The sequence below is a fragment of the Dactylosporangium sp. NPDC005555 genome, assembly GCF_040605635.1.
In the GTDB taxonomy this organism is placed as follows: domain Bacteria; phylum Actinomycetota; class Actinomycetes; order Mycobacteriales; family Micromonosporaceae; genus Dactylosporangium.
On the sequence record NZ_JBEXDG010000001.1, the window covers coordinates 41,278 to 62,300 of the forward strand.

22 protein-coding genes and 1 tRNA gene are annotated in these 21,023 nt (G+C 72.6%); 12 read left to right on the forward strand and 11 right to left on the reverse strand.

The window, feature by feature from the left end; all coding sequences use genetic code 11:
- The first annotated feature begins 5 nt into the window (after window positions 1-5).
- From ABZS58_RS00230 to ABZS58_RS00245, 4 genes are all read left to right on the forward strand, one after another.
- Window positions 6-953 (forward strand): alpha-E domain-containing protein, encoded by a 948-nt coding sequence (locus ABZS58_RS00230; RefSeq protein ID WP_354775964.1) that lies wholly within the window; start codon window positions 6-8, stop codon window positions 951-953.
- 168 nt (window positions 954-1,121) lie between these two features.
- Window positions 1,122-1,964, forward strand: coding sequence for a transglutaminase family protein (locus ABZS58_RS00235; RefSeq protein ID WP_354775966.1), 843 nt, complete (start codon window positions 1,122-1,124; stop codon window positions 1,962-1,964).
- A 26-nt stretch (window positions 1,965-1,990) separates the two neighbouring features.
- Window positions 1,991-2,063: transfer RNA gene (locus tag ABZS58_RS00240), tRNA-Leu, on the forward strand.
- Window positions 2,064-2,111: 48 nt separating this feature from the next.
- Window positions 2,112-2,843 (forward strand): hypothetical protein, encoded by a 732-nt coding sequence (locus ABZS58_RS00245; RefSeq protein WP_354775968.1) that lies wholly within the window; start codon window positions 2,112-2,114, stop codon window positions 2,841-2,843.
- Window positions 2,844-3,239: 396 nt separating this feature from the next.
- Here the strand turns inward: ABZS58_RS00245 and ABZS58_RS00250 are convergent, their stop codons facing one another.
- The 3 genes from ABZS58_RS00250 to ABZS58_RS00260 are packed head-to-tail and all read right to left on the reverse strand — an operon-like array spanning window position 3,240 to window position 5,290.
- The gene (locus ABZS58_RS00250; protein WP_354775970.1) at window positions 3,240-3,731 is read right to left on the reverse strand and encodes a hypothetical protein; all 492 of its coding nucleotides are present in this window, start codon (window positions 3,729-3,731) and stop codon (window positions 3,240-3,242) included.
- 27 nt (window positions 3,732-3,758) lie between these two features.
- Window positions 3,759-4,448: a hypothetical protein gene (locus ABZS58_RS00255; protein ID WP_354775972.1), complete on the reverse strand. Its 690-nt coding sequence runs from the start codon at window positions 4,446-4,448 to the stop codon at window positions 3,759-3,761.
- Window positions 4,449-4,486: 38 nt separating this feature from the next.
- Entirely contained in the window at window positions 4,487-5,290 is an 804-nt protein-coding gene (locus tag ABZS58_RS00260; RefSeq protein ID WP_354775974.1) for an MOSC N-terminal beta barrel domain-containing protein, read from the reverse strand.
- Window positions 5,291-5,382: 92 nt separating this feature from the next.
- On the opposite strand from ABZS58_RS00260, the gene ABZS58_RS00265 reads away from it, so the two are divergent.
- From ABZS58_RS00265 to ABZS58_RS00275, 3 genes are read left to right on the forward strand one after another with little or no spacing between them, the layout of a single operon-like run.
- Window positions 5,383-6,243, forward strand: coding sequence for a MurR/RpiR family transcriptional regulator (locus ABZS58_RS00265; protein ID WP_354775976.1), 861 nt, complete (start codon window positions 5,383-5,385; stop codon window positions 6,241-6,243).
- Between the two features lie 13 nt (window positions 6,244-6,256).
- Window positions 6,257-7,906, forward strand: a complete 1,650-nt coding sequence (gene hutU, locus ABZS58_RS00270; protein ID WP_354775977.1) for a urocanate hydratase — start codon at window positions 6,257-6,259, stop codon at window positions 7,904-7,906.
- A gap of 2 nt (window positions 7,907-7,908) precedes the next feature.
- Window positions 7,909-9,114 (forward strand): allantoate amidohydrolase, encoded by a 1,206-nt coding sequence (locus ABZS58_RS00275; RefSeq protein WP_354776771.1) that lies wholly within the window; start codon window positions 7,909-7,911, stop codon window positions 9,112-9,114.
- On the opposite strand, the gene ABZS58_RS00280 is transcribed toward ABZS58_RS00275, so the two are convergent.
- Entirely contained in the window at window positions 9,083-9,292 is a 210-nt protein-coding gene (locus ABZS58_RS00280; RefSeq protein WP_354775979.1) for a hypothetical protein, read from the reverse strand. The genes ABZS58_RS00275 and ABZS58_RS00280 overlap by 32 nt on opposite strands.
- On the opposite strand from ABZS58_RS00280, the gene ABZS58_RS00285 reads away from it, so the two are divergent.
- The 4 genes from ABZS58_RS00285 to hutH are packed head-to-tail and all read left to right on the forward strand — an operon-like array spanning window position 9,291 to window position 13,664.
- Window positions 9,291-10,670, forward strand: a complete 1,380-nt coding sequence (locus ABZS58_RS00285) for a formimidoylglutamate deiminase (protein WP_354775981.1) — start codon at window positions 9,291-9,293, stop codon at window positions 10,668-10,670. The two genes, ABZS58_RS00280 and ABZS58_RS00285, sit on opposite strands and share 2 nt — an antisense overlap.
- A complete protein-coding gene (locus tag ABZS58_RS00290) occupies window positions 10,667-10,981 on the forward strand; it encodes a hypothetical protein (RefSeq protein ID WP_354775983.1) in 315 nt (104 codons plus the stop codon). The genes ABZS58_RS00285 and ABZS58_RS00290 overlap by 4 nt, the downstream gene beginning before the upstream one ends.
- Window positions 10,978-12,147, forward strand: a complete 1,170-nt coding sequence (gene hutI, locus ABZS58_RS00295) for an imidazolonepropionase (protein WP_354775985.1) — start codon at window positions 10,978-10,980, stop codon at window positions 12,145-12,147. Before ABZS58_RS00290 ends, hutI begins: the two co-directional genes overlap by 4 nt.
- On the forward strand, window positions 12,144-13,664 hold the full coding sequence (gene hutH / locus ABZS58_RS00300) for a histidine ammonia-lyase (RefSeq protein ID WP_354775987.1): 1,521 nt from the start codon (window positions 12,144-12,146) through the stop codon (window positions 13,662-13,664). The genes hutI and hutH overlap by 4 nt, the downstream gene beginning before the upstream one ends.
- Window positions 13,665-14,035: 371 nt before the next feature.
- Here hutH and rdgB read toward each other — a convergent pair whose 3' ends face one another.
- The 6 genes from rdgB to ABZS58_RS00330 form a co-directional block, all read right to left on the reverse strand.
- Window positions 14,036-14,632 carry an RdgB/HAM1 family non-canonical purine NTP pyrophosphatase gene (rdgB, locus tag ABZS58_RS00305; RefSeq protein ID WP_354775989.1) on the reverse strand — a complete coding sequence of 199 codons (597 nt, stop codon included), beginning with the start codon at window positions 14,630-14,632 and terminating at the stop codon, window positions 14,036-14,038.
- Window positions 14,629-15,357 (reverse strand): ribonuclease PH, encoded by a 729-nt coding sequence (rph, locus tag ABZS58_RS00310; RefSeq protein ID WP_354775991.1) that lies wholly within the window; start codon window positions 15,355-15,357, stop codon window positions 14,629-14,631. Before rph ends, rdgB begins: the two co-directional genes overlap by 4 nt.
- Before the next feature lie 14 nt (window positions 15,358-15,371).
- Window positions 15,372-16,181: an SGNH/GDSL hydrolase family protein gene (locus tag ABZS58_RS00315; RefSeq protein ID WP_354775993.1), complete on the reverse strand. Its 810-nt coding sequence runs from the start codon at window positions 16,179-16,181 to the stop codon at window positions 15,372-15,374.
- 25 nt (window positions 16,182-16,206) lie between these two features.
- Entirely contained in the window at window positions 16,207-17,319 is a 1,113-nt protein-coding gene (locus ABZS58_RS00320; protein ID WP_354775995.1) for a glycosyltransferase, read from the reverse strand.
- Complete coding sequence (locus tag ABZS58_RS00325; protein WP_354775997.1) at window positions 17,316-18,467, reverse strand: glycosyltransferase family 1 protein; 1,152 nt, start codon at window positions 18,465-18,467, stop codon at window positions 17,316-17,318. The genes ABZS58_RS00320 and ABZS58_RS00325 overlap by 4 nt, the downstream gene beginning before the upstream one ends.
- Before the next feature lie 79 nt (window positions 18,468-18,546).
- Window positions 18,547-19,299: an MBL fold metallo-hydrolase gene (locus ABZS58_RS00330; RefSeq protein ID WP_354775999.1), complete on the reverse strand. Its 753-nt coding sequence runs from the start codon at window positions 19,297-19,299 to the stop codon at window positions 18,547-18,549.
- A 350-nt stretch (window positions 19,300-19,649) separates the two neighbouring features.
- Between ABZS58_RS00330 and ABZS58_RS00335 the strand changes: the two genes are divergently transcribed.
- A complete protein-coding gene (locus tag ABZS58_RS00335) occupies window positions 19,650-20,000 on the forward strand; it encodes a hypothetical protein (RefSeq protein ID WP_354776001.1) in 351 nt (116 codons plus the stop codon).
- A gap of 69 nt (window positions 20,001-20,069) precedes the next feature.
- Here ABZS58_RS00335 and ABZS58_RS00340 read toward each other — a convergent pair whose 3' ends face one another.
- Window positions 20,070-21,020 (reverse strand): cysteine synthase, encoded by a 951-nt coding sequence (locus tag ABZS58_RS00340; RefSeq protein ID WP_354776003.1) that lies wholly within the window; start codon window positions 21,018-21,020, stop codon window positions 20,070-20,072.
- Between the last annotated feature and the right edge of the window lie 3 nt (window positions 21,021-21,023).

The window sequence follows — 21,023 nt, forward strand, 5'->3', positions numbered from 1 at the left end:
GGGCCGTGCTCAGCCGTATCGCGGAGTCCCTGTTCTGGATCGGGCGCTACATCGAGCGCGCCGACGACACCGCCCGAATCCTCGACGCGTTCCTCGGCCGACTCCTGGAGGACCCGTGGGCCGACGAGGACGCCGCGTGCCGGACATTGATGTCGGTGCTCGGTGCTCCCGCGCCGCAGGACCGCCGGATCACCACCGGCGACGTCCTCGAGCTGCTCGCGTTCGACGCCGAGGACCCCAGCGCCATCTCCGGCGCGATCGTGGCCGCACGGGACAACGCGCGCGGGGTACGTGAGACGATCTCCAGCGAGATGTGGGAATGCCTCAACGTCACGTGGCACACCCTCGCCTCACGCCGGGTCGCCGCCGAACGGCTCGGACCGACCGTGTTCCTGAGCTACGTGCGGGAGCGTGCCGCGGTACTGGCCGGGCTCGCCGAATCCACGATGAGCCGCGACGACGGGTGGCGGTTCCTGGTGCTCGGACGCAGCCTGGAGCGCGTCGACATGACCGCCCGGCTGCTGTCGATCCAGACCAACACGACCGACGAGGTCACCGGCTGGCGGACCGTGCTGCGCTCCTGCGGCGCCGACGAGGCGTTCCTGCGCACCCACGGCGGCACGTTCGACCCGCAGCGGGTGACGGAGTTCCTGCTGCTCGACCGGCTGTTCCCGCGGTCCGCGCTGCACGCGCTGGGCACCGCCGAGCAGTGCCTGCGCGATCTGGCGCCGACGACGGAGCGGGCCGGCGTGACCGACGCGGCCCGGCGGCCCATCGGGCAGATCAGGACGCGCCTCGAGTACGCCGACACCACCACCCTGCTGGCCGAGCTGTCGCAGCACCTGCGGGCGTTGCAGCAGACCTGCGCCACGGCCAGCGCGGCGATCACGGCCCGCTACTTCCCGCAGTCCACGCCCGTCACCTGGGGCACCGTCGCATGGGGTGGATCATGAGCGGCCAGCGAAGCGGCTCGGGCCGCTCATCGTGTGACAGTTCCGGCTCAGGCCGACGCCGGAGCGCAGCGGAGGTGGCGGCATGAGCGGCCAGCGAAGCGGCTCGGGCCGCTCATCATGTAACAGCATCGACTCAGGCCGACGCCGGAGCGCAGCGGAGGTGGCGGCATGAGCTGGCGTCTCAAGATCAGGCATGTCACCGGCTACCGGTACGCGGGCAACGTCTCGGCCTCCTACAACGAGGCGCGGCTGACGCCGATGACGCTGCCGTGGCAGACGACGCTGTTCAGCCAGGTCGAGGTGACGCCTGGTGCCACCACCTACCGCTACTACGACTACTGGGCGACCCAGGTCACCGCGTTCGACCTGCACCGGCCGCACCAGCAGCTGCGGGTCGTGTCGAGCAGCCTGGTCGAGGTGTCCCCGCCGCCGCTGCCGGTCGTCAACCTGACCTGGCCGGAGCTCGCCACGCCCGCCGTGCTCGACACGCACGCGGAGCTGCTGACGGAGAGCCCGCTGACCGCCGTCGACGAGGCACTCGTCGACGAGGCGTGGGACGCGATCGCCGGCAGGTCGCCGCAGGCATCCGCCGAGGCCTTGTCGCATTGGGTACGGGAGAACGTCGCCTACGTCCCGGGGTCCACCGGCGTGCAGACGAGCGCGCAGGAGGCGTGGAAGCTGCGCAAGGGCGTGTGCCAGGACATCGCGCACCTGACGGTGGGCCTGCTGCGGGCGAGGGGCGTGCCGGCCCGGTACGTCTCGGGCTACCTGCACCCGAAGGTCGAGGCCGAGGTCGGCGAGACCGTCGCCGGGCAGAGCCACGCCTGGGTCGAATGGTGGGCCGGCGAATGGACCGGGTTCGATCCCACGAACGGGGTCCCCGTCGGCCCGCGGCACGTGGTGGTGGCCCGCGGCCGCGACTACGACGACGTCCCGCCGCTGCGCGGGGTCTATCACGGCGCGCCGAGCGAACACCTCGGGGTCACGGTGGAGATCACTCGCCTGGCCTGAGTAAAGTGATGGCCGGTCACGAGGTTGGGGCCGTAGCCCAATGGCAGAGGCACACGGTTTAGGTCCGTGCCAGTGTGAGTTCGACTCTCACCGGCCCCACTTTTTCAGATGATTTTCGTCGTACCCGGCTCGTACACTCTGCGCATTATGACGAAGCTCAATCAGATCATCGCGGTGGAGAAGGGCGTCAAGTCGCGCTCCTTCCAGGAACTCACCGACGCGCACCACGTGCTGCAGAAGCCCGCACTGCTGGCCGGCATCGCACGGACCTATCGTCCGAAGGACGAGGAGGGCGAGCAGCTGCCGCCCGAGTCCACCCGGGTGCAGGTCAAGGCCGACGAGATCATGCGGCAGACCGCCACTATCCTGACCCGGCTCTTCGACGTGACCGCGACGAAGGACTGGACCAACTGCGTCGCGCGCGCCGACGTCGTCGTCGACGGCACGCCGCTGCTGCGCGACGTCCCGGTGTCCTATCTGCTGTTCCTGGAGAAGCAGCTGGTGGACCTGCTGACGTTCGTGCGGAAGCTGCCGGTGCTGGACGCGTCGGAGTCGTGGGCCTATGACGCCTCCGCGGACTGCTACGCGACCGAGCCGACGCAGACCACCCGCACCAAGAAGATCCCGCGCAACCACGTGAAGGCGGAGGCGACCGAGAAGCACCCGGCGCAGGTCGAGGTGTATTACGAGGACGTCGTCATCGGCTACTGGAAGACCTTGAAGTTCTCCGGCGCGCTGCCCGCGCAGCGGGTCAACGAGCTGGTCGAGCGGGTCGAGAAGCTCCAGTCCGCGGTGAAGTTCGCCCGCGAGGAGGCCAACGCCGCGGAGGTCGTGCAGCAGGAGGCCGGCGAGAAAGTGTTTCGCTTCCTCTTCGGCTGACGGCTAGGATCGGCGGTGCGCAAGGAGCGCAGGCTGAACCTGAGGCTCAGTTTGACAGGTGCGCGCGGTGTCAATGTGGAGGTTCGATTCCTCCTGCCGCCACTCGTGGCGGTGTAGCCCAATGGCAGAGGCGGCCGCGGGAGCCGAAACACAAACTCAACTTCTCGCTCCAGTCTGAGCATTCGCCGCCCAACACCGGATCGACCGATCGCAGACCTTAACGTCGAGGCTACGGGTTCAACTCCCGTTCGGGCCTCCAACCACGGCCCGATAGCTCAATCGCAGAGCGCGACGCTGTCAAGCTGATCTGCGACCTTAAACGTGCCGGTGTGTGCAATTGGGCGGCAAACCGAGGCCCGGGGATGGATACTCCCCGGGCTTCACCAATTCCCGGTCTCAGCGCGCGGAGCTGCGCATCCGGTTGAGCGCCGCCTCGGCCACCTCGGGGTCGTCGACGCTGACCGTGAACTCGCGACCGGCGAAGTCGAACAGCAGCGCGGGCCCTGGCCGCACGATGACGGCCCTCCCACGGCCGGGAATCCAGGTCCACCCCCAGCGCTGGGCGAGGCTCGGCCGCACGTCGACGGCGCGCAGGCTGTTGACCATGCGCAGCGGCACCGTGATCGGTGGCATCGGCAGCAGACCGTGGCGGATGCGCACGTTGTACATGCTGATCTGGACGCCGACGTGCGCCATCGCCGCGGCCCAGACCATGGCGGCGACCGCGGCGACCGACAGCAGCACGGCGGCCGCCAGGGTCTTCGGGCGGTCGAACGGGTGGTCCGGGAACAGCGTCACCGCGCCCGCGGCGCAGGCCACCCCGACGAGCGCTCCGACGGCGGCGCGGCGGTGCCCGACGGCTTGTCCCGACCACAGCAGAAATGACACGCGCGTTGTTCTACCAGAGGCGCCGGCTCAGACGGCGCGTGCCCTGACCGCTTCGGCGAGGTGGGTCAGCGACTGGACGACGGCGTTGCTGCCCTCGCCGCCGTGCAGCATCTTGCGGGGCTCGCGGATGCGTTCGACGCCGATGGCGTGGGCGCCGGCCCGTTGCGTCGCGGACATGGCGGAGAACGTGGCGCACACCACCGCCGTCTCCCCCGGGTGGGCGCCGATCGCCTCCAGTACCGGAGCCATCGTGCGGATCGCGGGATGCCGCATCGCGAAGCCGCGCCCCAGCGCCGGCCCGACCAGGGCACGCAGGCCGTGCAGGTGCAGGAACCGCCCCACCGACGACTCGCTGTGCGGCGCGTAGACGGTGACGGCGCGGCCGGTGGCGCGGCACGCGTCGAGCAGTTCGGGCGCGCCCGCCGTGATGGGCGCCCGGCCGGCGGCGTCGAGCTCCGCGTCGTGGACGAGCTGCTCGGCGCGCCTGCCGAGGTCCTCGCCGGCGGTGTACGCCTCGGCGAGCATGTCGAACGGGTTGTCGCCGGCGCCGACCAGGATCGACATCTGATGGCCCGTGTCGAGCAGCATCTCGCGGACCTGCCTGGCGACCGCCTCGGGCTCGGGCAGCAGGTTGCCGAGCACGCTGAACGTCAGCACCACGTGCGCGGTCCGGTCGAGGATCTCGGCGAGGTGGGGCCGGACCCGCAGGGGTGTCACCCCTTGATCATGACGCGTCACCCGCCCCGCCGGGCCCGTTATGCCACGATCACCTCGTCACCCACGGCGATCTTGCCCTCGTGGTCCGGGATGAGGTTGACGCCGAACAGCAGGCCTTCCGGGAAGCGTCGGCGCTTGCCGAGGACGCGCAGCGGCTGGCGACCCTTCTCCCCGGTCTCGGGGTCGAGGGTGGTCATGACGCAGCGGCTGCACGCCTTCGGCACGCGGAACGGCACGTCGCCGATGACGATCCGGCCGCCGATCCAGCCGTCCTCGGCCCAGGCGGGCGCGCCGCTGACGACGACGTTGGGCCGGAAGCGGGTCATCTCGACCGGGTCGTCGCCGTCCTCGACCAGCCAGTCGTTGACGGCGTCGAGCGAGGCGGCATTGGCCAGCAGCAGCGGGAAGCCGTCGGCGAAGCTGACCGTGTCGCCGGGCTCGCTGAAGTCCGGCTCCACCGGCCGGCGGGTCGGGTCGTCGAGATGGACGAGCGTGACCGGACGGCCGATCACCTCCGAGATCCATTGGTCCGCGTGTGTACCGGCGGGGGTGGCCGCGATCCACAGGAAGAAGTGTTTGACGTCGACGGTGCTGCCGCCGGGGAACGGGACCCAGAGCTCCTGCATGCCGGGCGCGCGCAGCAGGAGGCCGCCGTCGCGCGGCTCGGGCCGGATCCTGCCGAGCGGCGGGGTGTCGCGCTGGGTGACCAGCTTCGCGTGGTCGTCGACGACGAGCCAGCGGCGGTCGCCCGCCAGCCCCCAGGGCTCCACCTGGGCGGAGTCCGCCTCCACCCGGTAGCAGCTCTTGATGGGATACGTAGCCAGATACGTCAGCCGCACCATGTCAGCCTCGCACGCCGGGGCCCGGGTTGGGCAACACTTTGAATGACTTGATGCGCTTGACTGAGCTCTGAAACGAGTCTTACATTCGAGGCATGACCACGGAGATGGAGCGACGGCTGCTGGAGCTGTTCGACGGGCAGCGCCTCACGCCCGCCCAGCGGCGCATCGCCCGCTGCCTGGTCGACAACGCCGGCCAGGCGGGCTATCTCTCCAGCGGCGACGTGGCGTCGCTCGCCGGGGTGAGCCAGCCGTCGGTCACCAGGTTCGCCACCGCGCTGGGCTTCGACGGCTATCACGCGCTCCGCGACGAGATCAGGGTCACCTTCGACGGCTATCAGCACCGCCCGCCCCGCGACGACGAGCCGGTCGAGGCCGACACCAACCAGTTCCAGCAGGCCCTGGCCGCCGAGATCGCCAATCTGCAGCGACTCGCCGACGCGCTCGCCGATCCGGCGCCGCTCGCCGCGGCGGGCAAGCTGCTGATCGGCAGCCGGCCGCTGCCCGTGTTCGGCATGCGGGCCGCCCGCGCGCTGGCCACCGCGTTCAGCTATTTCGCCGCGAAGGTCCACCCCGACGTGCGCCCGCTGCACGAGCACGGCAGTCTGCTGGCGGATCGGCTGGATCAGGCACGCGCGGCGGGCGCAGTTGCCATGCTGGCGTTTGTGCTGCCCCGGTATCCGCGCGAGGCGGTCGACGCGCTGCGCGAGGCACGCGCAGCGGGTCTCACGGTCGTGACCGTCACCGACTCGCCGGTCAGCCCGGCCGCGGCCGAGTCCGACCTCGTCCTGCCCGCGGCCGTCGGGTCGCGGCTGGTGTTCGACTCCCACAGCGCGCCGACGGCGATGATGACGATGCTGCTGCAGGCCATGTGCGACGCCGCGCCGACGGAGACCCAGGCCCGCCTCGAGTCGTTCGAGCGGTCCGCCGCCACCCGCCAGGTCTTCCTGCCCTAACCCGAGGAGTCCCATGGAGACGGTCCGTGCCCCTCGCGGCACCAAGCTGACGGCCCGCGGCTGGCAGCAGGAAGCCGCGCTGCGCATGCTGATGAACAATCTCGACCCCGACGTCGCCGAGCGGCCGCAGGACCTGGTCGTCTATGGCGGCACGGGCAAGGCCGCGCGCGACTGGCCGTCGTTCCGGGCGCTGGTGCGCACCCTCACCACCCTCGCGCCCGACGAGACGATGCTGGTGCAGTCCGGCCGCCCCGTCGGCGTGCTGCAGACCCACGAGTGGGCGCCGCGGGTGCTGATCGCCAACTCCAACCTGGTCGGCGACTGGGCGACCTGGCCCGAGTTCCGGCGGCTCGAGGCGCTCGGCCTCACCATGTATGGGCAGATGACCGCCGGCTCGTGGATCTACATCGGCACCCAGGGCATCCTGCAGGGCACTTATGAGACGTTCGCCGCGGTGGCGGAGAAGCACTTCGGCGGCACCCTCGCCGGCACGCTGACGCTCACCGCCGGCTGCGGCGGCATGGGCGGCGCCCAGCCCCTCGCCGTCACCATGAACGGTGGGGCCTGCCTGATCGTCGACGTCGACCGGGCACGCCTGGAGCGGCGGGTCGCGACCCGCTATCTCGACGTCGTCGCCGACTCGCTCGAAGAGGGGGTGCGGCTCGCGGCCGAGGCGCAGACCGCCCGCCGGGCGCTGTCGGTCGGCGTCGTCGGCAACGCCGCGCTGCTGCTGCCCGAGCTGCTGCGCCTGGGCGTGCCGGTCGACATCGTCACCGACCAGACATCCGCGCACGACCCGCTGTCCTATGTGCCGATCGGGATCGAGCCCGGCGACGCCGCCGACTACGCGGCGAAGAAGCCCGAGGAGTTCACCGAGCGGGCCCGGCACTCGATGGCCCGGCACGTCGAGGCCATGGTCGGGTTCCTCGACCGGGGCTCCGAGGTCTTCGACTACGGCAACTCGATCCGCGGCGAGGCGCAGCTGGGCGGGTTCGACCGGGCGTTCGCGTTCCCCGGGTTCGTGCCCGCCTACATCCGGCCGCTGTTCTGCGAGGGGAAGGGGCCGTTCCGCTGGGCCGCCCTGTCGGGCAACCCGGCCGACATCGCCGCCACCGACCGGGCCGTGCTCGACCTCTTCCCCGACAACGACTCGCTGCACCGCTGGATCCGCATGGCCGGCGAGCGGGTCGCGTTCCAGGGACTGCCCGCCAGGATCTGCTGGCTCGGGCAGGGCGAGCGGGACAAGGCCGGCCTGAGGTTCAACGAGATGGTCGCCGACGGCACCGTCGACGCGCCGCTGGTGATCGGCCGCGACCACCTCGACACCGGGTCCGTCGCCTCGCCCTACCGGGAGACCGAGGCGATGCGCGACGGCTCCGACGCGATCGCCGACTGGCCACTGCTCAACGCGCTGGTCAACACGGCCTCCGGCGCGTCGTGGGTGTCGATCCACCACGGTGGTGGCGTCGGCATCGGCCGGTCGCTGCACGCGGGGCAGGTGTCCGTCGCCGACGGCACCGAGCTCGCGGCGCAGAAGCTGGCCAGGGTGCTCACCAATGACCCGGCGATGGGCGTGCTGCGGCACGTCGACGCCGGCTATGACGAAGCCGCCGAGGTCGCCGGGCGGACCGGGCTCCGGGTGCCGATGGGAGAGACAGCATGACGATGACGGGGGAACGGTTCGCCGCACTGTGGGGGTCGCTCAGCCCCATCGGCATGGCCGGCGGCGACGGTGGCTATCTGCGGCACTCGTGGACCGACGCCGACATGGTCTGCCGGGAGTGGTTCGTCGAGGAGGCCCTCGACCGCGACCTCGAGGTGGAGGTCGACCGCAACGGCAACCTGTGGGCATGGTGGGGCTCCCCCGAGGGCGAGGGTGCCGTCGTCACCGGCAGCCACCTCGACTCGGTGCCGCACGGCGGTGGCTATGACGGGCCGCTCGGCGTCGTCTCCGGGCTGCTCGCCGTCGACCGGCTCCGCGAGCGGGGCGTGACCCCGTCCCGGCCCCTGGCCGTGGTGGTCTTCACCGAGGAGGAGGGCGCCCGCTTCGGCGTGCCGTGCCTGGGCTCGCGGCTGCTCACCGGCGCGTTCGACCCGGCGCAGGCGCTGCGGCTGCGCGACCGCGACGGCACCTACCTGGCCGAGGCCATGGGCAAGGCCGGCCTCGACGTCGACGCGCTCGGCCCCGACCCCGCGCGGCTCGCCCGCATCGGCGCCTTCGTCGAGCTTCATGTCGAGCAGGGCCGCGCCCTCGACGTGCTCGACGCGCCCGTCGGGGTGGCGAGCGGGATCTGGCCGCACGGGCGCTACCGGCTCGACTTCTCGGGCGAGGCCAACCACGCCGGCACCACCAGGATGCGCGACCGGCACGACCCGATGCTGACCCTCGCCCACACCGTCCTCGCCGCCGACGAGACCGCCCGGGCGCACGGCGCCCACGCGACCGTCGGCCGGGTCGACGTCGCGCCCAACGCGACCAACGCGATCGCCGCCCGCGCCTCGGCCTGGCTCGACGCGAGGGCCTCCGACGCCGACACCCTCGACCGGCTCGTCGCCGCGATCCAGCACCGGGCCGAGGAGCGCGCCCGCCACGACGGCACCCACGTCACCCTCTCACCGGAGTCGGTCACGGGCGAGGTCGCGTTCACCGGCGACGTGAGCCGGCTCGCGGCGCTGGAGCTCGGCGCCCCCGTCCTGGCGACCGGCGCCGGCCACGACGCGGGCGTCCTGTCCAAGCACGTCGACACCGGCATGCTGTTCGTGCGCAACCCGACCGGGATCTCGCACGCGCCGCAGGAGTCGGCGTCGGATGCGGACTGCGCGGTCGGCGTCGAGAAGCTCACCGACCTGCTCGCCCGGCTGTGCCGATGACCCGTCCTTCGGACTCGGCTTCGGGCCCGCCGGCCGCTTCGGCTTCGGCTTCGGGTCCGCCGGCTGCTTCCGTTTCCGCTTCGGGCCCGCCGGCCGTTTCGGCTTCGGGGCCGTCGGCCGTTTCGGCTTCGGGGCCGTCGGCCGCCTCGGCTTCGGGGCCGCCGGTCGCTTCGGCCATGTCGCCGGGTGCGGGCTCCGGCGGGGGCGCGGGGGTGCTGCGGTTTCACTGCGCGTGGGCGTGGTTGCCCGGTGGGGTCGCGGCCGATGTGCTGATCGAGGTGGTGGACGGCAGGTTCGCCACGGTCACGCCCGGCACCGCGGGCGACGGGCTCGATGCGGTCCGGTTGCCGGGGGTGACGCTGCCAGGGTTCGCCAACGCGCATTCGCATGCGTTCCACCGGGCGTTGCGCGGGCGGACCCATGGTGGACGGGGCACGTTCTGGACGTGGCGCGAGCAGATGTACTCGGTGGCCGCCGCCCTCGACCCCGACGCCTATCACCGTCTCGCCCGGGCCGTGTACGCCGAGATGGCCCTGGCCGGCATCACGTGCGTCGGCGAGTTCCACTACCTGCACCACGGACCGGGTGGGACGGCGTACGACGACCCCAACGCGATGGGCGAGGCGTTGATCGCCGCAGCGGGCGAGGCGGGCATCCGGATCACGCTGCTCGACACGCTGTACCTGACCTCGAGCGTCGACGGAAGGCCGCTCGAAGGGGTCCAGTCGCGCTTCGGCGACACCGGCGTCGACGGGTGGGCGGAGCGCGTGGCGCGGCTCAAGGCTCAGCCGCACGCGAAGATCGGCGCCGCCGCGCACAGCGTGCGGGCAGTGCCGGCGGACGCGCTGGGTGAGTTCGCGCGGCTCACCGAGGACGTGCCGACGCACGTGCACCTGTCGGAGCAGCGCGCCGAGAACGACGCCTGTCTGGCCGTCCACGGGCGCACCCCGACGGAGCTGCTCGCCGACCGGGGACTGACAGGCCCGAGGGTGACCGCCGTCCACGCCACCCACCTCACCGACACCGACCGGGCCGAGCTCGGCGACACCGGCACCGGCGTGTGCTTCTGCCCCACCACCGAGCGCGACCTCGCCGACGGCATCGGCCACGCGTGGGCCCTCGTCGACGCGGGCAGCCCGCTGTCGCTCGGCAGCGACAGCCACGCGGTGATCGACCCGTTCGAGGAGGCCCGCGGCGTCGAGATGCACGAGCGGCTGCACACCGAGCACCGCGGCCACTTCACCGGCGCCGACCTGGTCACCGCCGCGACCGCCACCGGCCACGCCTCCCTCGGCTGGACCGACGCCGGCGGCATCACGGCGGGTGCCCGCGCCGACCTCGTCACGATCTCCCTGACCTCACCCCGCACCGCCGGCTGCGACCCCGCCGCGGTGATGTTCGCCGCGACCGCCGCCGACGTCCGCCACGTCGTCGCCGACGGCCGAGTCATCGTCCGCGACGGCGTCCACCTCACCGTCCCCGACGTCGGCGCCGCGCTGACCGCCGCCCTGCACGCCATCGACCGGTCAGCACTCTCCGGCAGGCACCCGCGATGACGGCGATCCGGGCCACCACCATCGGCACCCTCACCATCCGCACGCCGCAGAACAGCGCCACCCCCACCAGCGACACCACGCTCACCACCCGTGTGCCGGGGGGCAGCGCCGCCCCCGGCAGCGGCACCACGCCCGCCACCCGCAAGCCGCAGAACAGCGCCACCCCCGACGGTGACACCACGCTCGCCACCCGTGCGCCGGGGAGCGGCGCCGCCCTTGATGGCAGCGATGCGCTCATTGCCTGTCTGCCGGGAAGCGGCGTCGTCGCTGAGGTTGGCGCAGGGTCGTACACCAGGGGCGGGGTGCGATGAGAGCGATCCTGGTCACCAACATCGGCGAGCTCGTCACGTGTGTGCCGGGGCAGGGTGAGGGGCCACTGGGCATCCGGCGGCAGGCGGCGATCGTCGTCGATGACCGGAAGGTCGCGTGGATCGGGCGGGCCGTGGACGCGCCGGCCGCCGACGCCAGGGTCGACGCTGGCGGGGGTGCGGTGCTGCCAGGGTTCGTCGACAGTCACGCGCACCTGGTGTTCGCCGGGGACCGGGCGGCGGAGTTCGCGGCGAGGATGGCGGGCGAGGCGTACACGGGCGGCGGCATCCGCACGACCGTCGGGGCGACCAGAGCGGCCGGCGACGAGCAGCTGCGGACCAACGTGGCCCGGTTGCGGGGTGAGGCGTTGCGGCAGGGCACCACCACGATGGAGATCAAGTCGGGGTACGGGCTGACCGTCGCGGACGAGGCGCGGTCGTTGCGGGTCGCGCGGGAGTTCACTGCCGAGACGACGTTTCTCGGCGCGCACGTGGTGCCGGCCGAATACGCGGGGCGGACCGACGACTACGTGAGTCTCGTCTGCGGGCCGATGCTGACCGCGGCCAGGGCCGCCGGGGCGCGGTGGGTGGACGTGTTCTGCGAGCGGGGCGCGTTCGACGCGGACCACTCGCGCGCCATCCTGACCGTCGGCGCGGCGGCGGGGCTCGGCACCCGGATCCACGCCAACCAGTTGACGGCCGGGCCAGGGGTACAGTTGGCCGTCGAGCTCGGGGCGGCGTCCGCGGACCACTGCACGCACCTGACGCCGGCGGACATCGCGGCGCTCGCCGGGTCCGCGACCGTGGCGACGCTGCTGCCCGGGGCGGAGTTCTCGACGCGGTCGCCGTATCCACCCGCGCGTGCGCTGCTCGACGCCGGGGCGACGGTCGCGCTCGCCACGGACTGCAACCCCGGGTCGTCGTATACGACGTCGATGCCGTTCTGTGTGGCTCTCGCGGTCCGGGAGATGGCGATGACGCCGGCGGAAGCGGTGCTCGCGGCCACCTCCGGCGGCGCCGCGGCGCTGCGCCGGGACGACGTCGGGCAGTTGCGGGTCGGCTCGCGTGGCGACCTCGTGATCCTCGACGCGCCTTCGTATCTGCATCTGGCGTACCGGCCGGGTGTGCCCCTCGTATCCACCGTCATGCTCAATGGGGAGCTGGTTTGATCACCGTCACCGCCTCAGGCATCACCCCCGCCGACCTCATCGCGGTCGCGCGGGGCAACGCGCGGGTGACCCTCGCGCAGGACGCGCTCGACGCGATGCGCGCCAGCCGGTCGATCGTCGACGCCATCGAGCGTGACGGCCGGCCGGTGTACGGCGTGTCCACCGGGTTCGGCGCGCTGGCCAACACGTTCATCGCCCCGGAACGCCGCGCCGAGCTGCAGCACGCGCTGATCCGCTCGCACGCGGCCGGCATCGGCGCGCCCATGCCGCGGGAAGTGGTCAGGGCGATGATGCTGCTGCGGATCCGCTCCCTTGCCATGGGTCGTTCGGGTGTACGGCCGGAGATCGCCGCGGGCCTGGCCGACCTGCTGAACGCGGACATCACGCCGTGGGTGCCGCAGCACGGCTCACTCGGCGCGTCCGGGGACCTCGCGCCCCTGGCCCACTGCGCACTGGTCCTCATCGGCGAGGGCTGGGTCCTCGCCAAGGACGGCACCCGGATCAGCGCCGTCGACGCGGGGGTCAGCCCGATCGCCCTGTCGTCGAAGGAAGGCCTCGCGCTGATCAACGGCACCGACGGCATGCTCGGCATGCTGCTGCTGGCGATCGCCGACGCGGCGCACCTGTTCACGATGGCCGACGTCACCGCCGCGCTGTCGATCGAGGCGATGCTCGGCTCGGACCGGCCGTTCATGCCCGAGCTGCACACGATCCGGCCGCATCCCGGGCAGGCCGCCTCCGCCGCCAACCTGCACCGGCTGCTGCAGGACTCGCCGATCATGGACTCGCACCGCGACGACCTCGAGCACGCCGTGCAGGACGCGTACTCGATGCGCTGCGCCCCGCAGGTCGCGGGCGCCGCACGGGACACGCTCGACTTCGCGGCGACCGTCGCCGCCCGGGAGCTGCTGTCGATCGTCGACAACCCGGTCGTGCTCACCGACGGCCGGGTCGAGTCGACCGGCAACTTCCACGGCGCGCCGCTCGGGTTCGCCGCGGACTACCTCGCGATCGCGGCGGCGGAGGTGGGCGCGATCGCCGAGCGGCGTGTCGACCGGATGCTCGACGTGTGCCGGTCCCGGGACCTGCCGCCTTTCCTGACCCCCGACGCGGGGGTGAACTCGGGGCTGATGATCGCGCAGTACACGGCGGCCGGCATCGTCGCGGAGAACCGGCGGCTCGCGTCCCCGGCCAGCGTCGACTCGCTGCCGACGTCGGGCATGCAGGAGGATCACGTCTCGATGGGCTGGGCCGCGACCCGCAAGCTGCGCACCGTGCTGGACAACCTGTGCAGCATTCTCGCGGTGGAGCTCTTGTCCGCGGTACGAGGTCTGCAACTGCGCGCTCCCCTCACACCGTCGGTGGCGGGGCGGATCGCGATGGCGGCGGTCGAGGAGCACGCGGGCCAGCCCGGACCGGACGTGTTCCTCGCCCCCGTCCTGGAGGCCGTCCGCTCCACGGTCTCGGGCCGCGACCTGCTGACCGCCATCGAACGGGAGGTCGGCACCCTGGCCTGAGTCACGCCGTGACGGGTTCGGCCTGATCGACAGGGACTGGCCGAGAGCGCAGTTCCTGTCGATCAGACCGAGGTCTGACCGCGTCAGAGCCGAGGGGCAGCCGCCGCCCAGCCGCGGCGGTCCGCCGCCGACCGCGGAGGCCCGGCCAGCCGCAGAGAGCCGCCGCCGACCAACGAGGACCGCCGGTCAAGAGCCGACCGACGAGGGCCGCCGGCCGAGACCCGACCGACGAGACCCGACCGACGAGGGCCAACCGTCGAGGGCCAACCAGTCAAATGCCGGGATGGTTAAGGGCCGTGTGGTCAAGGGCCGACGCCCGACGCCCGGCGCCCACCGGCCGGCGGTCGAGGGCCGGCGGCCGGTGGGGAAGGTCAGAGAGTCGCGGCCAGGGCGCGGAAGGCCTTGCCGCGGTGGCTGATGGCGTCCTTCTCGGCGGGGGCGAGTTCGGCGGTGGTCAGGTCGTGGCCGTCGGCGACGAAGACGGGGTCGTAGCCGAAGCCGCCGTCGCCCCGCGGGGTCCTGATCAGCCGGCCGCGCATCTCGCCGTGGAAGACCTGCTCGCGGCCGTCGGGCCAGACGAGGGCGGCGGCGCAGACGAAGGCGGCGCCCAGGTGCTCGTCGGGGACGTCGCCGACCTGGGCTAGGACCAGGCGGAGGTTGGCGCCGTCGCGGTCGGGGGTGCCGCTGGGCAGGCCTGACCAACGGGCGCTGAAGACGCCGGGCATGCCGTTGAGGGCGTCGACGGCCAGGCCGGAGTCGTCGCCGACGCTGGGCAGGCCGGTGACGGTGGCCGCCTCGCGGGCCTTGAGCAGGGCGTTGTCCTCGAAGGTGAGGCCGGTCTCCGGCGACTCGGGATACGCCGGCACGTCGTCGAGGCCGACGAGCTCGACGTGCGGGGCCGACTCGGCGAGGACCCGGCGCAGCTCGACGAGCTTCTTCTTGTTGCGGGTCGCGAGCAGCAGCCTCATCCGGCGATCGCCTTCTGCTGCAGGGTGGTGAGCTCGGCGCAGCCGAGGGCGCCCAGGTCGACGAGGAGGTCGAGCTCGGCACGGGAGAAGACAGCCTGCTCGCCGGTGCCCTGGACCTCGACGAAGTCACCGGTGCCGGTGCAGACGACGTTCATGTCGACGTCGGCGATGACGTCTTCCTCGTAGCAGAGGTCCAGGCGCGGCTCGCCGGCGATGATGCCGACGCTGACGGCGGCGACGGAGCGGTGCAGGACCTGCGCGGGCTTGCCGGCGAGTTTCTTGTTGGCGGCCAGATACGCCACGGCGTCGTGCAGTGCGACGTAGGCGCCGGTGATGGCGGCGGTGCGGGTGCCGCCGTCGGCCTGCAGGACGTCGCAGTCCAGGACGATCGAGTTCTCGCCGAGGGCCTTGAGGTCGATGCAGGCGCGGAGGCTGCGGCCGATGAGGCGGGAGATCTCGTGGGTGCGCCCGCCGATCTTGCCCTTGACGCTCTCCCGGTCGTTGCGGGTGGTGGTGGCGCGGGGCAGCATCGCGTATTCGGCCGTGAGCCAGCCGAGGCCGGAGCCCTTGCGCCAGCGCGGCACCCCCTCGGTGACGCTGGCCGTGCAGAGCACCCGGGTGTTGCCGAACTCGACGAGCACGGACCCCTCCGGGTGCATGCTCCACTGGCGGGTGATCGATACGGGTCGAAGTTGATCTGCTGCGCGAGCATCCGGTCGAGCCATGCGGTCCAGCCTAGTCAAGCCACCCTGTCCGGCAGCGACAGCCCCGGGGCCAGGTCGGCGGAGAGGTCGGCGGACAGGTCGGAGGGCCGGCGCAGTTCGCCGTACGCGAGGCCGAGCAGTCCCGGCAGCAGGTCCGTCGAGCGGCGGATCATCCAGCGGGTGCCCTGGGTCGCCATCCACCACGCCTGCGCGGAGCGCGTCGGCGGCGGGCTGCTCGGCGACGGGTCCGGGCGGGTGCCGATGCCGGCCCCGAGGCGGGCGGTGAGCAGGTCGAAGAACGAGCAGGCGAGGAAGCGGTGGCCGCGCTCGCTCGGGTGGAGCCGGTCGACGCTCCACATGCGGCGGTCGTACGAGTCGGGATCGGCCGCCGCGTCGAAGTGCACCGTGTCGTGCCGGGCGGCGACGAGGTCGGCCGCGGCGTTGAGGTCGCGCATCCGGCGGGCGAGGGGACGGGCGAGCGGGCCGGGCAGCCCGAACATGCGCCCGGGGTCGGGCAGCCGGATGGTGAGGACCTCGGCGCCGTGGGCGCGCAGGGCGGACACGGCGCGTTCCAGGTTCACCGCGACCCGGGAAGGGTCGAAGGGGCTGCGCAGCGTGTCGTTGGTGCCGACGAGCACGGCGGCGACGTCGGGGCGCAGGTCGAGGGCGTGCGGCAGCTGCTCGGTGACGACGTCGGTGGTCTGCGCGCCGCTGCGGGCGATGTTGTGCAGGCGGGCGCCGATCGCGGCGGCGAGGATCGGTGCCCAGCCGCGCCAGGACCCGTCGGGCATCCGGTCACCGAAGCCGACGGTGGTCGAGTCGCCGAGCGCCACGAAAACCGTCACGACACACCCCCAGGGACACATCGCGTCACGGCACACCCGCCACGACGGGAGCCGCGGCGCCGTGCGCGGTGAGGAAGCCGGCGACCGAGGCCGGCCACGAGAAGGTGGTGGCCCGGGTGCGGGCGGCGGCCCTTCGCTCGTCCGCCGGTCGGGCGAGCACCTCCAGTACACCTGCCGCGAAATCGGAGAGGACGGCTGCTCCGGCGTCGCCGACGACCTCGGGCAGGGCGGAGGCCGAGGAGACCACGACGGGGGTCCCGCAGGCGAGGGCCTCCAGGGCGGCCAGCCCGAACGTCTCGATCGGGCCGGGCGCCAGGACCACGTCCGCGGTGGCGAGGAGTCCCGCGACGGCGGTGCGGTCGGCGACGAACTCCATGAAGTGCACGGCGTGCCCGCGGGCCTGCTCCTGCAGCCGGGGGCGCAGCGGGCCGTCGCCGGCGACCACCAGCACCGCGTCGACACCGCGGGCGCGCAGGGCGATGAGGGCCTCGACGGATCGTTCGGGGCGCTTCTCGGTCGACAGCCGCCCGCAGTGCACGAGCAGCACCTGGTCCGGGGTCGCGTACCGCTCCCGCAGCGCCGGCGACGCCCGCGAGGGGTGGAAGAGACCGAGGTCGACGCCGAGGGGGACGCGGACGAGGTTGCCCGCGCCGATCCGGTCGAACTCGGCCGCGGCCCAGGCGGTGGTGCACAGGATCTGGTCGTAGGCGCGGTGGCTGCGGGCGTTGAGCAGGTCCGCGCAGGCGGCGCCGACCGGGCCGGCGAAGCTGAGCAGCCCGGCGAGGCTCTCATGGGACACCATGACGGCGGGGATGCCCCGATCGCGCGCCCACCGGCCGGTCCAGCGCAGCGTGAAGCGGTCGGAGACCTCGAGCCGGTCCGGCTGGAGCCGGTCGAGGAGCTTGGCGAGCCGGCGCCGGTGGATGAGGACCCGGTAGCCGCCGGTGCCGGGCACGACGGGGCCGGGCAGCGTGATCACCCGGCCCTGCGCGTCGGACACGTCGGAGTGCTCCTCGCCGGGCACGATCAGGATCGACTCGTGCCCGGCGGCGACATAGCCCTCGCCGAGGGCGCGCAGGGCGGTCCGCAGGCCGCCGGACCGGGGCATGACGAAGTTCGCCAGGCGGACGATCCTCACGCGCTCACCGCCGGCACGGCCGTCGCTCCGGACCGGGACAGCACGTCGGCGTAGTGCCGGATCAGCTCGTCGCCGACGGCGGACCAGCTGCGGGAGGCGACGGCGACCCGGGCGGCGAGCCCCATCGACTGCCGCCGCTCGGGGTCGGCGACGAGGCCGGCGACGGCGTCGGTGAGCGCGGCGGCGTCGCAGGGCGGCACGAGCAGCCCCGTGCGCTTGTCGTCGACCAGGTCGAGGGGGCCGCCCTGGGCCGGCGCGACCACCGGTACACCTGACGCCAGGGCCTCTTGGACGGTCTGCCCGAACGTCTCGAACGGTCCGGTGTGCGCGAAGACGTCGAGGCTGGCATAGAGGCGGGCGAGCTGGTCGCCCCGGCGCTCGCCCAGGAAGACCGCGCCGGGCATGGCGCGCTCCAGCGCCGGGCGGGCGGGGCCGTCGCCGACGACCACGACGCGGACGCCGGGGATGCGGCTCAGCGGCGCGAGCAGGTCGACCCGCTTCTCCACGGCGAGCCGGCCGACGTAGCCGACCAGCACGGACCGGTCGGTGCCGAGCAGCGCCCGGCGGAGGGCGGGACTGCGGCGGCCGGGGTCGAAGCGGGCGGCGTCGACGCCGCGGCGCCACAGCCAGACCCGTTCGATGCCGTGGCTGTGCAGGGCGGTGGCGGCCGCCGTCGACGGTGCGAGGGTCCGGTCGGCGGCGTTGTGGATGCGGCGCAGCCACCGCCACGCGGCCTGCTCGCCGAGGCCGGAGTGGTAGTACAGGCGGGCGTAGGCGGGCACGTCCGTCTGGTACACCGCGACGGTCGGCAGCCCGAGCGACGCGGCGACGGTCATGCCGCGCGCGCCGAGCACGAATGGGCTGGCGAGGTGGACCAGGTCGGTGCGATGGGCGCGTAACGCGGCGGCGAGGCGGCGGCTGGGCAGCCCGAGGCGGAAGGTCCCGTAGCCGGGGGTGGCGACCGAGGGGACCCGGATGATCTCGTACGGGAAAGCGCCGGTGACCGACCGCGCCCCGGAGGAGGGCTGGGGGGCGATCACGAGGGGCTCGTGGCCACGCGCGACGAGGTGCTCGGCGACCCGGACGACGGAGTGGGCGACGCCGTTCACATCGGGCGGGAACGATTCGGTGACGATCGCGATCCGCATGCCGTCACCATGGGGGCGAAGACCGTGCGTGCGGCCACCATCGACTGACGAATCGGCAAACCCTGCCTAAATACACGGCCTAAATGTCGTACCTCGCGCCCGGCCTGACGATGTCGATCGGCCCGTCGAAGGCGGCCCTGGCGGCCTCCAGGGTGAGCGCCTCGCTCCCCCACGCCGGCACCAGGTGGGTCAGCAGGAGCTTGCCGACCTCGGCCTTGGTGGCGTGCTCGGCCGCCTCGCGCCCGGTGAGGTGCAGGTCCGGCGGGTTGTCGGCGCCGTCGAGGTAGCTGGCCTCGCACAGGAACAGGTCCGCGCCCTGGGCCAGCCGGATCAGCTGGTCGCAGGCGGCGGTGTCGGCGGAGTACGTGATGACCCGCCCGCCGTGCTCGATGCGCACGCCATAGGTCTCTATCGGGTGGTTGACCCGGTCGACGGTGACGTGGAGCGGGCCGATCGGGAAGCTGCCCGGCTGCAGCGAGTAGAACGTGTAGACGTCGCTGATCGCCATGGGTTCGTTCTCCCCGCCGTACGCCGCGGAGATGCGCTCCGGGGCGGCGACCGGGGCGTAGACCGGCAGCGGCGGCAGGGGGCCGGACGGTGCGTAGCGCCGGGCCACGATGTAGGAGCACGCGTCGAGCATGTGATCGCAGTGTAGGTGCGTCAGCAGGATGGCGTCGACGTTGTACAGGCCGGAGAAGCGCTGCAGTGTCGACATCGAGCCGGGGCCGAAGTCGATGAGGAGCCGGAATCCGTCGGCCTCCACGAGATACGCCGAGCAGGGCGCCTCGGGACCCGGGAAGCTGCCGGCGCAGCCGAGAACGGTGAGCCTCATGCTTCCCCTACCAACAACGCCAAGACGCTGTCTCCCATCGCTCTGGTCGCGCTGACCATGGCTGGCGCGCCAGTGTGGATCACGCCGGTCACGTGAGGATAGTTCGTGGGCCTGTGATGCCGGATGACGGCACCGCCACAGCTACCGGGTGCGGACGGACTGCACCGGCGGGGGTTGCCCGGCCGGTTGCTGCCGATGGGCAAGTCCGTCACGAGGCGCAGCCTACGCCGGACTGACAGGCAAGGCTGAACGATCGGACGGCAGATGTCGCCAACGTGACAGGGTTGCGTGACGCGGAGTGCGCCGGGTCGTTGGGATTCGTAAGCCACCAAACGACCCCAGGAGTGGACGTGCCCGTCGACGTGTCCAGGACGACCAGACGGCTGCGCCGGCATCTCCCCGATGCCTTCCGGCTGCCGACCGAGCGGGACCCCGCGCCGGAGCCGCGGCACCTGGCCGCCGTGTGCGGCTGGGCGGCGGCGCTCGGGCTGGGCGGGATGGCGGTGGCGCTGCGGGCGTTCGTCGGGTTGGTCAGCGCGTCCCGGGCCTGGTACGCGCCGACCGTCACCGTCATCGGGCTGATCGGGCTGGTGTGCACGATCGCCGCGTTCGCCAGCGTGCACAAGCGGCGGCTGCCGTTCGCGCTGCTGGGTGCGGCGTCGGTGAGCCTGCTGCTCGGCTGGATCGTGACCGGGCTCTGAGGTCTGTCGAGCGGCGGCCGGGCCGCCGCTCGACACCGTGCCGGCGAGAACCGCGGCGGCCGGGCCGCGTCAGGCCCAGAGCTGGCCGTCGAGCGCGGACTCCGCCTCGGCGAGGGTGCCACCGTAGGCGCCGGTCGACAGGTACTTCCAGCCGCCGTCGGCGACCAGGAACACCACGTCGGCCCGCTTGCCCGCCTTGAGCGCCTGGTGCGCGACGGCGAGCGCGGCGTGCAGCACCGCGCCGGCGGAGAAGCCCACGAACATGCCCTCGACCTCGACCAGCTGCCGGGTGCGCAGCACCGAGTCACGGGTGCCGACGGAGAACCGCCGGGTGAGGACCTTCGCGTCGTACAGCTCTGGGACGTAGCCCTCGTCGAGGTTGCGCAGCCCGTAGACCAGCTCGCCATAACGCGGCTCGGCGGCGATGATCTCGATGTCCTCGACCTTCTCGCGAAGGTAGCGCCCGATGCCCATGAGCGTGCCCGTGGTGCCGAGACCGGCCACGAAGTGCGTGATGGTCGGCATGTCCCGGAGGATCTCCGGACCGGTCGACTCGTAGTGCGCCCGGGCGTTGGCCTCGTTGCCGTACTGGTAGAGCATCACCCAGTCGGGGTGCTCCGCGGCGATCTCCTTGGCCACGACCACGGCCCGGTTGGACCCGCCGGCCGCCTCCGAGAAGATGATCTCCGCACCGTACATCCGCAGCAGCGTCGTGCGCTCGGACGAGACGTTCTCGGGCATGACGCAGACCAGCCGGTAACCGCGCAGCTTCGCCACCATCGCCAGGGCGATGCCGGTGTTGCCGCTGGTCGGCTCGATGATCGTGTCGCCGGGGCGGAGGCGGCCCGCTTCCTCGGCCGCCTTCACCATCCACAACGCGACCCGGTCCTTCACGCTGCCCGTCGGGTTGCGGTCCTCGAGCTTGGCCCACAAGCGGACCTCGGGACTCGGGGACAACCTGGGCAACCCGATGAGCGGCGTGTTTCCGCACGCCTCGAGCACCGACTCGTAGCGCGCCACGAA

What these genes read in the sequence shown, in the direction of transcription:
- ABZS58_RS00235 (WP_354775966.1), top strand. Translation starts at nt 1,122, where the DNA reads ATGAGCTGGCGTCTCAAGATCAGGCATGTCACCGGCTACCGGTACGCG.
- ABZS58_RS00245 (WP_354775968.1), top strand. Translation starts at nt 2,112, where the DNA reads ATGACGAAGCTCAATCAGATCATCGCGGTGGAGAAGGGCGTCAAGTCG.
- ABZS58_RS00260 (WP_354775974.1), bottom strand. Translation starts at nt 5,290, where the DNA reads ATGGTGCGGCTGACGTATCTGGCTACGTATCCCATCAAGAGCTGCTAC.
- ABZS58_RS00265 (WP_354775976.1), top strand. Translation starts at nt 5,383, where the DNA reads ATGACCACGGAGATGGAGCGACGGCTGCTGGAGCTGTTCGACGGGCAG.
- hutU (WP_354775977.1), top strand. Translation starts at nt 6,257, where the DNA reads ATGGAGACGGTCCGTGCCCCTCGCGGCACCAAGCTGACGGCCCGCGGC.
- ABZS58_RS00275 (WP_354776771.1), top strand. Translation starts at nt 7,909, where the DNA reads ATGACGGGGGAACGGTTCGCCGCACTGTGGGGGTCGCTCAGCCCCATC.
- ABZS58_RS00285 (WP_354775981.1), top strand. Translation starts at nt 9,291, where the DNA reads ATGTCGCCGGGTGCGGGCTCCGGCGGGGGCGCGGGGGTGCTGCGGTTT.
- ABZS58_RS00280 (WP_354775979.1), bottom strand. Translation starts at nt 9,292, where the DNA reads ATGGCCGAAGCGACCGGCGGCCCCGAAGCCGAGGCGGCCGACGGCCCC.
- ABZS58_RS00290 (WP_354775983.1), top strand. Translation starts at nt 10,667, where the DNA reads ATGACGGCGATCCGGGCCACCACCATCGGCACCCTCACCATCCGCACG.
- hutI (WP_354775985.1), top strand. Translation starts at nt 10,978, where the DNA reads ATGAGAGCGATCCTGGTCACCAACATCGGCGAGCTCGTCACGTGTGTG.
- rdgB (WP_354775989.1), bottom strand. Translation starts at nt 14,632, where the DNA reads ATGAGGCTGCTGCTCGCGACCCGCAACAAGAAGAAGCTCGTCGAGCTG.
- rph (WP_354775991.1), bottom strand. Translation starts at nt 15,357, where the DNA reads ATGGCTCGACCGGATGCTCGCGCAGCAGATCAACTTCGACCCGTATCG.
- ABZS58_RS00325 (WP_354775997.1), bottom strand. Translation starts at nt 18,467, where the DNA reads ATGCGGATCGCGATCGTCACCGAATCGTTCCCGCCCGATGTGAACGGC.
- ABZS58_RS00330 (WP_354775999.1), bottom strand. Translation starts at nt 19,299, where the DNA reads ATGAGGCTCACCGTTCTCGGCTGCGCCGGCAGCTTCCCGGGTCCCGAG.